Consider the following 12,532-nt stretch of genomic DNA (forward strand, 5'->3'; position numbering starts at 1 on the left):
GCTGTCCAGGCAGCGGAAATACCCGGTATTACTCTTGTGAGATGGCGGATGGCTAGCTAATCAATGTGATAGTTATGTCATTGTCGTGCCGATGCTTTGCGTTCCCACGTTGGAGTGCTCGGCGTTATACACAGTCCGGACAATTGAGCTTACAGGCTTCTGGCCGAAGGCCGTGGGAGCGAACTTGTTCGCGAAGGCGGTGTGCCAGGCGACGCATCTTCGGTGGATGTACCGGCCCTTTCGCGAACAAGTTCGCTCCCACAGGGGCGTCCACTACTGCGTTCCTACACTGGAGGAACGATGACCCCACCTATCGTGCGACGCTCTGCGTCGGCTCTTGCCAGGCGTGCTCCACGGTGCCGATGAAGTTCGCCAGTTCCGGGGTTTTCGGGTTGGCGAAGAGTACTTTCGGGTCGCCCACTTCATGCACCTTGCCCTGGTGCATGAACACCAGCTTGTCGCCCACTTCACGGGCGAAGCGCATTTCGTGGGTCACCATGATCAGGGTCATGCCGTCGGCAGCCAGCTGGCGCACCACGCTGAGCACTTCGTTGACCAGCTCCGGGTCCAGCGCCGAGGTGATTTCGTCGCACAGCAACACCTTGGGCGACATCGCCAGTGCGCGGGCAATCGCCACGCGTTGCTGCTGGCCACCGGACAGGCGATCCGGGAAGGCGTCGAACTTCTCGCCCAGCCCGACGCGCTCCAGCATCTTTCTCGCCAGCTTTGCCGCTTCGGCCTTGGGCACCTTCTGCACGACCTGCGGGGCGAGCATCACGTTCTCGCCCACGCTCAGATGCGGGAACAGGTTGAACTGCTGAAACACCATGCCGACCTTCTGACGCAGGGTGCGCAGATCGGCGCGTGCGGCGTCCAGATATTCGCCATCGACCTCGATCACACCATCGTTGATCGACTCCAGGCCGTTGAGCGTGCGCAACAGGGTGCTTTTGCCCGAGCCGCTGCGACCAATGATTGCCACGACCTGGCCCTCTTCGACCGACAGATCGATGCCTTTGAGTACGTGATGATCGCCATAGTATTTATGCAGGGCGGAAATTCTAAGCAGAGGCATGCAGTCTCCTTTCCAGATGGCGCGCGCACAGCGACAAGGGGTAGCACAGGATGAAGTAGCCCAGAGCAACGAAGCCATAGACCATGAAAGGTTCGAACGTAGCGTTGGCCAGCATACTGCCGGTCTTGGTCAATTCGGTGAAACCGATGATCGACGTCACCGCGGTGCCTTTGACCACCTGCACGGAAAAGCCGACCGTTGGCGCAACTGCGATACGCAGCGCCTGAGGCAATATCACGTAGCGCATTTGCTCGAACGGAGTCATCGCCAGGCTGGCAGACGCTTCCCACTGGCCCTTGGAGATCGACTCCACGCAGCCGCGCCAGATCTCGGCGAGGTAGGCGCTGGTAAACAGCGTCAAGGCCAGCGCTGCCGCTGCCCAGGGCGAAATGTTCATGCCCATCAGGGCAACACCGAAGAACACCAGAAACAGTTGCATCAGCAATGGTGTGCCTTGAAACAATTCTATATAGAGCTTGGCGGTCACACGCGGGCCGGTTTTTTCCGAGGTACGCATGCCCATCACCAGCAAGCCGATCAAGCCACCGCCAATGAAGGCCATCAGCGACAGGGCAACGGTCCATTGCAGGCCGATCAGCAGATTGCGCAGGATGTCCCAGAGGGTGAAATCCATCAGCTGTTCCTCGATATGTAGCGACGCCCGATCCAGGCCAGCAGTTGCCGGATCAGCAGCGCCATGGCCAGGTAAATCAGCGTGGTCACAATGTAGGTTTCGAACGAGCGGAAGTTGCGCGACTGAATGAAGTTGGCAAAGAAGCTCAGTTCTTCAGTGGCAATCTGCGAGCAGACCGCCGAGCCCAGCATCACAATGATGATCTGGCTGCTCAGTGCCGGCCAGACCTTGCCCAGCGCCGGAACCAGCACCACGTAGCGAAACGCTTCATAACGATTCATCGCCAGCGCTGCCGACGCTTCAAGCTGTCCCTTGGGAATCGCCTGGATGCCTGCCCGAATGATTTCTGTCGAGTAGGCGCCCAGGTTGATCACCATCGCCAGTACCGCTGCCTGCCATTCCGAGATCTGCACGCCCAGCGACGGCAGGCCGAAGAAAATGAAGAACAGCTGGACCAGAAACGGTGTGTTGCGGATCAGCTCGACATAGATCGCAAAGATCGTCGCAAAGGGCTGGATCTTCCAGGCCCTCACGACGGCACCGACAATGCCGAGGCTGACGCCCAGCAGGGTGCCAATGGCCGTCAGTTCCAGCGTGAACAAAGCCCCGCGCAACAGCACATCAATGTTCTGCAGGACCGGTGTAAAGTCGAAATGATAAGCCATTGGTGAATCCTGTTACCGGAAAGCAGTGATCAGAGATCGGCAGGCAGCGGTTGCTTCAGCCATTTCTGCGACGCTTTTTCCAGCGCGCCGTCAGCCTTGGCGGCGTTGAGGATCTCGTCGACCTTGCCCAGCAGTTCCGGCTGGCCTTTGTTTACGCCGACATAAACAGGCGAATCCTTGAGTTTCACTTTCAGCGCTGGAATGCGCTTGGGGTTGCGCTCGCTGATAGCGACCATCACCACGTTGCCGCTGGCGATCAGGTCGGTCTGGCCAGCCAGGTAGGCGGCGATGGTCGAGTTGTTATCTTCAAAGCGCTTGATGGTTGCGCCTTCCGGTGCAACTTTCGACAGCTCGATGTCTTCGATAGCGCCACGGGTAACACTGATGGTCTTGCCTTTCAGGTCAGCGATGTCCTTGACCGGAGAATCAGGTGGGCCGAATACCGCCAGGTAGAATGGCGCGTACGCGCGGGAGAAATCGATGACTTTCTCGCGATCCGGGTTCTTGCCCAGGCTGGAGATCACCAGATCAACCTTGCCGGTGGTCAGGAACGGGATGCGGTTGGTGCTGTTGACCGGCGTCAGTTCCAGCTTGACCTTCAATTGGTCGGCCAGCAGTTGCGCGGTGTCGATGTCCAGGCCGCGAGGCTTCATGTCCGGACCGACCGAACCGAATGGCGGGAAGTCCTGCGGAACGGCCACCTTCAAGGTGCCACGCGCTACAACGTCGTCCAGGCCGTTGGCGTGGGCGGGTGTCTGGCTCAGCATCAGGCTAGCAAACAGTGCAGCAAGCAGGGCGCTGTAACGCTTGGTCATAGAAATCTCCGGGCGAAACGTAGGATGTTGGTCCGTCTCCAGTGCACAGCGCATGCCATCAGGCGATGACGTGCCATAACTCAAGCTTTGCAGCGTGTTTATGGTCTTACTGGTCTGACCAGTAAAGGTGTGGCTCGCCCTGCTTTGGCGCGTTGAAAAGCGCTGCCGCCCCAGCACTGGGCGTCGCTTGCCGAATCTTCGGGATGGCGATAAAAGGGATTTTTACTGGACTGACTGGCCTGAACAGTGATGCCCCACACCTCACTCGCAGTACCCGAATCAGCCCTCCGGGCCATTCGCAAGTTGATTGCCGAGCAAGGCTACAAGCCCGGCGAAAGCCTGCCATCGCAGCGCGATCTGGCTGTTTTGCTGGGAGTCAGTCGTGCTTCATTGCGTGAGGCCTTGTCATCGCTCAGCGCATTGGGAGTGGTCAGCGTCCAGCCGGGTAAAGGCGTGTTCGTGCAGTCCATTTCTGAACCAGAACAGCGCACGAGTGGTTTTTCCTGGCCTTTTGAGGCACAGGTTTCTCCGGCCGACACGTTTCAACTGCGTTACGCGCTGGAAGGCTTCGCCGCGGGCCTGGCAGCCGTCACCCTCACCGCTGATGAACGAGATGTGCTTGAAGACAATGTCGAAGCCATGCGTATGGAATTGCGTGCCGGTGACTTCGAGGCCGCAGCCCGGCTGGATTTCGAGTTTCACCGGCATATTCTGGTCGCCAGTGGCAATCAGGCCATGCTGGGGATCGTGACCGCAGGTGCCGACATCTTCCTTGAGAGCCAGAAAATGCCGTTCATACGTGCGGCAAGGGTCATGGAAACCTGGCAGGAGCACCGCAAGATCCTTCGCGCGCTGGCCCGGCATGCGTCGGGGCCCGCGCAAAAGGCCATGCAGGATCACATCCGTGGCGCAGCGCTTCGTACTGGCATTGTGTTCGTTTCGCCTTCCAGCTGAGCCTCTGCCATAACTCCAGTCATGCACCACCATAGCCAGACTCAATGAACCTTCGCTTCCTGAATGACTTGCGGCCCGCTATGATGAGCGTCGTTTTTCGCCTATGACCTCGGAGACTTCCATGAGCAACGAAAAGATCAAACACGTCACCGACGCTAACTTCGAAGCCGAAGTACTCAAGGCTGAGGGTGCTGTGCTTGTAGATTACTGGGCTGAGTGGTGCGGTCCGTGCAAGATGATTGCCCCGGTGCTGGACGAAATCGCCGACACCTATGCCGGCAAGCTGACAATTGCCAAGCTGAATATTGACGAGAATCAGGAAACCCCTGCCAAGCATGGCGTGCGCGGTATCCCGACGTTGATGCTGTTCAAGAATGGCAACGTCGAAGCTACCAAAGTGGGCGCTCTGTCGAAGTCGCAGTTGGCCGCGTTTCTCGACGCCAACATCTGAAGCACTTCAAAGCCCCGCAAATAGCGGGGTTTTTTTCGGGTGTCGTACTAGACGCCTGGAAAATCAGGTGGTACATTCGGCCCCGCAACGGCTTCTCCGTTGCCCCCTGCTAGCCGTCGCCGACGCTCTCCTTTCGATTTAGTACGCGATCCTGTCGCCTTTTCTGCGGCGCGGCCTCATTAAGCCAAAAGCTTAATTTCCCCCTCCATACATGATTACGTCATTCCCCATATGAACCTGACTGAACTCAAGCAAAAGCCGATTACCGAATTGCTCGAAATGGCCGAACAGGCTGGCATAGAAAATATGGCCCGTTCGCGCAAGCAGGACGTCATTTTTTCCCTGCTCAAACGGCACGCCAAAAGTGGCGAGGAAATATCCGGTGATGGCGTGCTGGAGATTCTCCAGGACGGCTTCGGTTTCCTGCGCTCTGCAGACGCTTCCTACCTGGCCGGCCCGGATGACATCTATGTCTCTCCTAGCCAGATCCGCCGCTTCAACCTGCGTACCGGCGACACCATCGTTGGCAAGATCCGTCCACCAAAGGAAGGTGAGCGTTATTTCGCTCTGCTCAAGGTCGACACGATCAACTACGACCGTCCGGAAAACGCCAAGAACAAGATTCTGTTCGAAAACCTGACGCCGTTGTTCCCGACTATTCGCATGAAGATGGAAGCCGGTAACGGTTCCACCGAAGACCTGACCGGTCGTGTGATTGATCTGTGCGCACCGATCGGTAAAGGTCAGCGTGGTCTGATCGTTGCTCCGCCGAAAGCGGGCAAGACCATCATGCTGCAGAACATCGCGTCGAACATCACGCGTAACAACCCGGAAGTGCACCTGATCGTTCTGCTGATCGATGAGCGTCCGGAAGAAGTAACCGAAATGCAGCGCACCGTGCGCGGCGAAGTGGTTGCCTCGACATTCGACGAACCGCCAACCCGTCACGTACAGGTTGCCGAAATGGTGATCGAGAAGGCCAAGCGCCTGGTCGAGCACAAGAAAGACGTCGTCATCCTGCTTGACTCCATCACCCGCCTGGCTCGCGCCTACAACACCGTCATCCCGAGCTCCGGCAAGGTACTGACCGGTGGTGTCGATGCTCATGCGCTCGAGAAGCCAAAGCGCTTCTTCGGTGCTGCGCGAAACATCGAAGAAGGCGGCTCGTTGACTATCATCGCCACCGCACTGGTTGAAACCGGTTCGAAGATGGATGAAGTCATCTACGAAGAGTTCAAGGGTACTGGCAACATGGAGCTGCCTCTGGATCGCAAGATCGCAGAGAAGCGTGTGTTCCCGGCCATCAACATCAACCGCTCCGGCACACGCCGCGAAGAGCTGTTGACCGCTGATGACGAGTTGCAGCGCATGTGGATCCTGCGCAAGCTGCTGCACCCGATGGACGAAGTCGCGGCTATCGAGTTCCTGATCGACAAGCTGAAGCAGACCAAGACCAACGATGAGTTCTTCCTGTCCATGAAACGCAAGTAACTGGCAGGCTGAAACAAAGAATGGTGTCCTTCGGGGCACCATTTTTTTTGCCCGCGCGCCGCCGATTAGCTGCCTTGAAGGGCTGGAGCAGGTACGATGTGCGTCTATTTGGATAAATGGCCGGGTTAATGAAATTCAAAGATCTTAGGGATTTCGTGCAGCAGCTTGAGCAGCGCGGAGAGTTGAAACGCATCCAGATGCCGATCTCGCCTGTGCTGGAAATGACTGAAATCTGTGACCGTACCTTGCGTGCCAAGGGCCCGGCCCTGCTGTTCGAAAAACCGGTCGGTTTTGATATCCCGGTGCTGGGCAATCTGTTCGGCACGCCAGAGCGCGTAGCCATGGGCATGGGCGCCGAAGCGGTCAGTGAGTTGCGTGAAATCGGCAAGCTGCTGGCGTTTCTGAAAGAACCCGAGCCGCCCAAGGGTCTGAAAGATGCCTGGTCCAAGCTGCCCATCTTCCGCAAAGTCATCGCCATGGCCCCCAAGGTGGTCAAGGATGCACCCTGCCAGGAGATTGTCATCGAAGGCGATGACGTCGATCTCGGCATGCTGCCCGTTCAAACCTGCTGGCCGGGCGACGTCGCACCGCTGATTACCTGGGGCCTGACGGTCACCAAGGGCCCGAACAAAGAGCGGCAGAACCTCGGCATTTACCGTCAGCAGGTCATTGGCCGCAACAAGATCATCATGCGTTGGCTCAGTCATCGTGGCGGCGCGCTGGATTTTCGCGACTGGTGCGCCAAGCATCCCGGCGAACCTTATCCGGTTGCCGTCGCGCTGGGCGCTGACCCGGCGACCATTCTCGGTGCCGTGACGCCAGTACCGGACAGCCTGTCCGAATATGCCTTCGCCGGGCTGTTGCGTGGCTCGCGCACCGAGCTGATCAAATGCCGTGGCAGCAACCTGCAGGTGCCGGCCAGCGCCGAGATCGTGCTGGAGGGTGTGATTCATCCGGGCGAGATGGCCGACGAAGGGCCTTATGGCGACCACACCGGCTATTACAACGAAGTCGACAGCTTTCCAGTGTTGACCGTCGAGCGCATCACGCACCGTATCAAGCCGATCTACCACAGCACCTACACCGGCCGTCCACCGGATGAGCCCGCCATTCTGGGCGTCGCGCTGAACGAAGTGTTCGTGCCGATTCTGCAAAAGCAGTTTCCGGAGATCGTCGATTTTTACCTGCCGCCCGAAGGTTGCTCGTATCGCATGGCGGTGGTGACCATCAAGAAACAGTACCCCGGTCATGCCAAGCGCGTGATGCTGGGGGTCTGGTCGTTCCTGCGCCAGTTCATGTACACCAAGTTCGTGATCGTCACCGACGACGACATCAATGCTCGTGACTGGAATGACGTGATCTGGGCCATCACCACCCGCATGGACCCCAAGCGCGACACGGTCATGATCGACAACACGCCTATCGATTACCTCGATTTTGCCTCTCCGGTGTCCGGGTTGGGATCGAAAATGGGCCTGGACGTCACTAACAAATGGCCAGGCGAAACCACGCGTGAATGGGGCAGGGCTATCGTCAAGGACGAAGCCACCACACGCCGCGTGGACGAGATCTGGACTCAGTTGGGAATAGACTGATGCGCGTAACCTTGCAGCCGTCAGGTGCGGTGCTGGACACCCTGCCGGGCGAGCGGATTCTCGATGCTGCGCAGCGTCTGGGCTATGAATGCCCGCAGAGCTGTCGTAACGGTAACTGTCATATCTGCTCGGCCTTGCTGGTCGAGGGGCGAGTGATGCAGTCGGGTCAGGAGCTTGATCACGGCGAGATTCATACGTGTGTAGCAGAGCCGCTTGAAGATTGTGTTGTGCTCTGGGATGGCGTGCTGGCCAAGGGTGAACTGCCGGTGCGCAGCTTTGCCTGCCAGTTGAGCGAGTGTGTCGAAATCGGTGGCGATGTCTGGCGGGTAGGCTTGCGCGCCCCGGCAGGCAAACCACCGCGTTACCACGCTGGACAGTACCTGATGATCGAGCGGGAGAATGGCGAGAAGTCGGCATTCTCCATCGCATCGGCACCGCACAGTGGCCGTGATCTTGAGCTGCATGTACTGGCTCGTGAAGACAGTGCGCGCAGCCTGATCGAGCAACTGCAACGCAACAAAATGGCGCGGGTCGAGCTGCCGTTTGGCGATACCCACCTTGCCGAGCTGCCGGACGGGCCGTTGGTACTGATCGCTGCCGGTACAGGTATGGCGCAAATGAACAGTTTGCTTGAGCACTGTCGCTCAGCAGGCTTCAGTCATCCGGTGCATTTGTACTGGGGCGTGCGTCGGCCCGAGGATTTTTACCAGGTCAGCCACTGGGATGAGTGGACGGCACTGCCGAACCTGTTCCTGCACAAGGTCGTCAGTGACCTGTGTGGCTGGGAAGGGCGCTGTGGTCTGCTGCACGAGGCAGTTTGCGAAGACATCAAGGACCTGTCGGCGGTTTACGTCTACGCCAGCGGCTCGCCTGCCATGGTTTACGGAACGCTGGACGCTCTTGTCAGTGCCGGAATGGACGCTCACCAGATGCGCGCAGACGTATTCGCCTACGCACCGCGTCCGTAACGCCGGACTGACGGCTGCATAACTGGAGTGTAAATTGCTTCAGCTGCTTATAGCTTACGGCGATGCCAATTCGCCGCCAGACAACTTTTTGTAGAGGCAGGCCTTTGGTCTGTGGCAACAACCGAACCACGACACCCTGATGCCGCTCACCCACGAGCGAGTCAGCGGGGCTCGGTAAAAACTGACAGCCAGACTGTCAGGGGGGCAAATGGAGAATCCAATCAACGAGTTGGCCGCTGCAGTGCATGACGGCCTTGGGCTGACGTACCCGCCCGTTATCGATCTGGGTCCGCAGCTTACCCGCGAGCAACTGCTCGCATCCATGGACGCCACCATGCGTCTTCATAAAGGCGGCCCGGTCTGGCTGTTTGCCTACGGCTCGCTAATCTGGCGTCCCGAGTGCACTGCGGTAGAGAGCCAGCGCGGTCGAGTGCACGGTTATCACCGTGGGCTTTACCTGTGGTCGCACGAACATCGCGGTACGCCTGAGGTGCCAGGCCTGGTATTCGGGCTGGATCGCGGCGGTTCATGCACCGGCTTTGCCTATCGCCTGCCGGATGAATGCCTGGAGAAATCGCTGCTGGCCTTGTGGGAGCGTGAGATGCGATATCCCTCGTATCGCCCGCACTGGCTCAATTGCCGCCTCGAAGACGGCAGGAAAGTACAGGCGCTGGGCTTCGTGCTGGAACGGCATTTGCCCAGCTACGCTGGCAACCTGCCCGACAGCGTGCTGAGCCAGGTGCTGGCCAGCGCCAGCGGGCGCTATGGAACCACTCGCGAGTACGTGGAACAGACGGCCAAGGCCCTGCGTAGCCACGCCATGCCAGACCTGAATCTGGAGGCGCGGCTCAAGCGCTGCAAGTCAGAGACCGCCTGACCGGCCTTTGGGTCAGTCCTTGGTATCGCGCGAGGTGCTGGCGACCTGTTTGTGCCGCAGCGTCGGCGCAAGGAATGCCATCGCCAGAATGCACGCGCCGATCAGCAGCACAAAGCCGCCGTCCCAGCCGAAGTGGTCGACCGTGTAGCCCATCGCAGCACTCGCCGCGACCGACCCGCCCAGGTAGCCGAACAGCCCGGTAAAGCCGGCTGCCGTACCCGCTGCCTTCTTCGGTGCCAGTTCCAGCGCCTGCAGGCCGATCAGCATGACCGGGCCGTAGATCAGGAAACCGATAGACACCAGCGCGATCATGTCGACGGTCGGGTTGCCTTCAGGGTTCAGCCAATACACCAGCGTGGCAATGGTCACCAGAAACATGAACACCATGCCGGTCAGGCCGCGATTACCCTTGAAGATCCTGTCCGACATCCAGCCGCACAGCAGCGTGCCCGGAATACCTGCCCACTCGTAAAGAAAATAGGCCCATGAGGTCTTGTCGACCGTGAAATGCTTGGCTTCTTTCAGGTAGGTCGGGGCCCAGTCCAGCACGTCGTAGCGCAGCAGATAAACGAACACGTTGGCCATCGCGATGTACCACAGGAACTTGTTGCGCAGCACGTATTTGACGAAGATTTCCCGGGCGCTGAATTCCTCTTCGTGGCTGGCATCGTAGCCTTCCGGGTAATCGTTCTTGTAGTGCTCGATAGGCGGCAGGCCCACCGATTGCGGGGTGTCGCGCATGGTGGCGAAAGCAAAGACCGCCACCAGCAGCGCAACGGCCGCCGGCACATAGAATGCTGCGTGCCAGTCGTTGGTCCAGCCCATGCCAAGCAGGAACAGCGGGCCAATCAGGCCGCCGCCAACGTTGTGCGCCACGTTCCACACCGACACCACGCCGCCGCGCTCTTTCTGCGACCACCAGTGGACCATCGTCCGCCCGCTCGGCGGCCAGCCCATGCCCTGTGCCCAGCCATTGATGAACAGCAGCACGAACATGATCGTGACACTGGACGTCGCCCACGGCGCGAAGCCGAAGATGAACATGATCCCGGCAGACACCAGCAGGCCGAACGGCAGGAAGTACCGCGGATTGGAGCGGTCTGAAACGATCCCCATGAGGAATTTCGACAGGCCATAGGCAATCGCGATGGCCGACATCGCCACGCCCAGCTGGCCACGCGTATAGCCTTCGTCGATCAGATACGGCATCGCCAGCGAGAAATTCTTGCGCAGCAGGTAGTAACCGGCATAACCGATAAAGATGCCTGCGAAGATCTGCCAGCGCAGACGCCGATAGGTGCTATCGACCTTTTCTTCGGGAAGGGGTGCCTGATGCCTGGCGGGGCGGAAGAACCCAAACATGGAGAAGCTCCTGATTGTTGTTTTTTTTGCGAATGCGAATATTACATTTTCATTACAGAAAAAAGCAGTGCCTTTGGACTGATTTTTTGTAGGAGATACGGACGTTTTTCTGTTCTTTTATGAACATTTGGCGAGCGTTTGTATGTGTTTCAAAAGTTTGGGATGGGTCCTACAGGCGTATCGGAAGACGCGTGCTTACTGGCCTTTCGGCAGGCTTTTACCATCGTCGTCATTGCGCCGCAGCGGCGCACCACGACGATGAGCCCTTACAACAATGAGAATTTCCGCCTTCATGATTGCCGTCGCACTGGCCCCGCACGTTGGCGCGACGGAGTCATTTCTGGTGCCGGTGTACACGCCAGCACCGGTGTTTCCTCCTGAACTGGTCAAGACCCGCTACGCAGGAAAGGTCCGGGCACAGCTGTGGATAAAGTCCGACGGTCAGGTCCGCGAAGTCAGAGCCGTCGAGAGCGGCCACCCGCAACTCGCCGAAGCGGTGGAGCAGGCGCTCCGCCAGTGGCGTTACAAACCCTGGGTCGGAACAGTCGGCGCGCCGCCCATGACCACGATCACCGTGCCGGTGATTTTCGGCTCCCATGGCTATAGGCGTTTCAATACCGAAGTCACCGTCGGCCTGGGCAACATCCGTTGCGGTTACCTCAACCACGAAGTGAAATCCGCCCGCCAGGACTATCCCAAAGAGCCGCTGAGTAAAGTCGACGTGTTCTGGTACACCGGGCAGGCGCTGTTCGGCAGTCATGTTGCCCACCAGCGCAGCGAGCCCCAGCGCAAGGCGTTGCTTGAATTGCTCGGAGCGTCGATACCTGCGGTAGTGAGCAACTGCAGAAGCAATCCGGATCATCTGTATGGGGATTACCTGCCTGGGCCGGTCAAGGTATTGATGGTCGGGTTGGCCGAGCAAGCGGAGGGCAGCGAATGAGCCGCGTGCTGAGTGTGATCGTGTTGGCGGGGTTACTCTCGGCGGGGACAGCACAGGCGTTGCCGTCGTATCCGGTGCCGTTGTATATGCCGGAGCCGGACTATCCGGCGTCGATGCGTTATGCCTTGGTAAAAAACAGTGTCACCGTCAGGATTTTCATTCAGGCCGATGGCGGCGTGCGCTTTCTTGAAGTGCAGGGGGCAACTGATCCGAGGTTCATCAGCCTGACCCGAAGTGCTGTTGAACTATGGACCTTTGAACCCTGGGACCCACCGGCCTCTCATCCCGAGGGCGAAGCAGTCACAGTCACGTTTACCTTCACAGGGCGACCACACAGCAACCCGCCGCTGACAGCCAATGCCGAGCTGAAGCAGGAGTTGTGCTGGCAGTTGAACAGGGAAATGTTCGAGGGTCGCAAATGGCGCAAGGACGTCAAGCCGGATGCGCTAATGCGGACAGAGCTGTACCTGTCGAGCGGTCCGGTCATAGCGCAATTTCTCACCCTGGACGAACGTCAGGCATTGGTTCTTGAACTGCTGGAGGCGGTGCCGGACATTATCGCCCAATGTCAAAAGAATCCGATGCGTAAGTATGTGGATTATTTGCCGGAGAATGTGAGGAGTGCTTTGTAGCGGTCGGGTCTGTTTTGATGGCTTGCGTCAGTTCCACTTGATGCACAGTGCCGGGGCCAAAGCGTCATCGCCT

13 protein-coding genes are annotated in these 12,532 nt (G+C 58.7%); 8 read left to right on the forward strand and 5 right to left on the reverse strand.

Annotation, left to right across the window (positions count from 1 at the left end):
- Window positions 1-310 precede the first annotated feature (310 nt).
- The 4 genes from FFH21_RS01200 to FFH21_RS01215 are packed head-to-tail and all read right to left on the reverse strand — an operon-like array spanning window position 311 to window position 3,189.
- Complete coding sequence (locus FFH21_RS01200) at window positions 311-1,075, reverse strand: amino acid ABC transporter ATP-binding protein (RefSeq protein ID WP_011167420.1); 765 nt, start codon at window positions 1,073-1,075, stop codon at window positions 311-313.
- Window positions 1,062-1,712 carry an amino acid ABC transporter permease gene (locus tag FFH21_RS01205; RefSeq protein ID WP_032704319.1) on the reverse strand — a complete coding sequence of 217 codons (651 nt, stop codon included), beginning with the start codon at window positions 1,710-1,712 and terminating at the stop codon, window positions 1,062-1,064. Before FFH21_RS01205 ends, FFH21_RS01200 begins: the two co-directional genes overlap by 14 nt.
- Window positions 1,709-2,374, reverse strand: a complete 666-nt coding sequence (locus FFH21_RS01210; RefSeq protein WP_004666535.1) for an amino acid ABC transporter permease — start codon at window positions 2,372-2,374, stop codon at window positions 1,709-1,711. Before FFH21_RS01210 ends, FFH21_RS01205 begins: the two co-directional genes overlap by 4 nt.
- Window positions 2,375-2,403: 29 nt before the next feature.
- Complete coding sequence (locus FFH21_RS01215) at window positions 2,404-3,189, reverse strand: transporter substrate-binding domain-containing protein (RefSeq protein WP_002551557.1); 786 nt, start codon at window positions 3,187-3,189, stop codon at window positions 2,404-2,406.
- A gap of 249 nt (window positions 3,190-3,438) precedes the next feature.
- Between FFH21_RS01215 and FFH21_RS01220 the strand changes: the two genes are divergently transcribed.
- The 6 genes from FFH21_RS01220 to FFH21_RS01245 all read left to right on the forward strand — a co-directional run bounded on the left by FFH21_RS01220 (window position 3,439) and on the right by FFH21_RS01245 (window position 9,525).
- Window positions 3,439-4,143, forward strand: coding sequence for a FadR/GntR family transcriptional regulator (locus FFH21_RS01220; RefSeq protein WP_004655184.1), 705 nt, complete (start codon window positions 3,439-3,441; stop codon window positions 4,141-4,143).
- A 121-nt stretch (window positions 4,144-4,264) separates the two neighbouring features.
- Window positions 4,265-4,594: a thioredoxin TrxA gene (gene trxA, locus FFH21_RS01225; RefSeq protein ID WP_004655183.1), complete on the forward strand. Its 330-nt coding sequence runs from the start codon at window positions 4,265-4,267 to the stop codon at window positions 4,592-4,594.
- A 231-nt stretch (window positions 4,595-4,825) separates the two neighbouring features.
- A complete protein-coding gene (gene rho, locus FFH21_RS01230) occupies window positions 4,826-6,085 on the forward strand; it encodes a transcription termination factor Rho (protein ID WP_002551560.1) in 1,260 nt (419 codons plus the stop codon).
- A gap of 128 nt (window positions 6,086-6,213) precedes the next feature.
- Window positions 6,214-7,680, forward strand: a complete 1,467-nt coding sequence (ubiD, locus tag FFH21_RS01235; protein ID WP_011167423.1) for a 4-hydroxy-3-polyprenylbenzoate decarboxylase — start codon at window positions 6,214-6,216, stop codon at window positions 7,678-7,680.
- Window positions 7,680-8,648: a CDP-6-deoxy-delta-3,4-glucoseen reductase gene (locus FFH21_RS01240; RefSeq protein WP_004655176.1), complete on the forward strand. Its 969-nt coding sequence runs from the start codon at window positions 7,680-7,682 to the stop codon at window positions 8,646-8,648. Before ubiD ends, FFH21_RS01240 begins: the two co-directional genes overlap by 1 nt.
- Before the next feature lie 208 nt (window positions 8,649-8,856).
- Window positions 8,857-9,525 (forward strand): gamma-glutamylcyclotransferase, encoded by a 669-nt coding sequence (locus FFH21_RS01245; RefSeq protein ID WP_011167424.1) that lies wholly within the window; start codon window positions 8,857-8,859, stop codon window positions 9,523-9,525.
- A 12-nt stretch (window positions 9,526-9,537) separates the two neighbouring features.
- Here FFH21_RS01245 and glpT read toward each other — a convergent pair whose 3' ends face one another.
- Complete coding sequence (gene glpT / locus FFH21_RS01250; protein WP_011167425.1) at window positions 9,538-10,887, reverse strand: glycerol-3-phosphate transporter; 1,350 nt, start codon at window positions 10,885-10,887, stop codon at window positions 9,538-9,540.
- A 274-nt stretch (window positions 10,888-11,161) separates the two neighbouring features.
- Here glpT and FFH21_RS01255 point away from each other — a divergent pair, with 274 nt between their 5' ends.
- Both FFH21_RS01255 and FFH21_RS01260 read left to right on the forward strand, forming a co-directional pair.
- Window positions 11,162-11,827: an energy transducer TonB gene (locus FFH21_RS01255; protein WP_011167426.1), complete on the forward strand. Its 666-nt coding sequence runs from the start codon at window positions 11,162-11,164 to the stop codon at window positions 11,825-11,827.
- Window positions 11,824-12,459 carry a hypothetical protein gene (locus FFH21_RS01260; protein ID WP_004655169.1) on the forward strand — a complete coding sequence of 212 codons (636 nt, stop codon included), beginning with the start codon at window positions 11,824-11,826 and terminating at the stop codon, window positions 12,457-12,459. Before FFH21_RS01255 ends, FFH21_RS01260 begins: the two co-directional genes overlap by 4 nt.
- Window positions 12,460-12,532 lie beyond the last annotated feature (73 nt).

This window comes from Pseudomonas sp. KBS0707, assembly GCF_005937945.2.
Lineage (GTDB): Bacteria > Pseudomonadota > Gammaproteobacteria > Pseudomonadales > Pseudomonadaceae > Aquipseudomonas > Aquipseudomonas amygdali.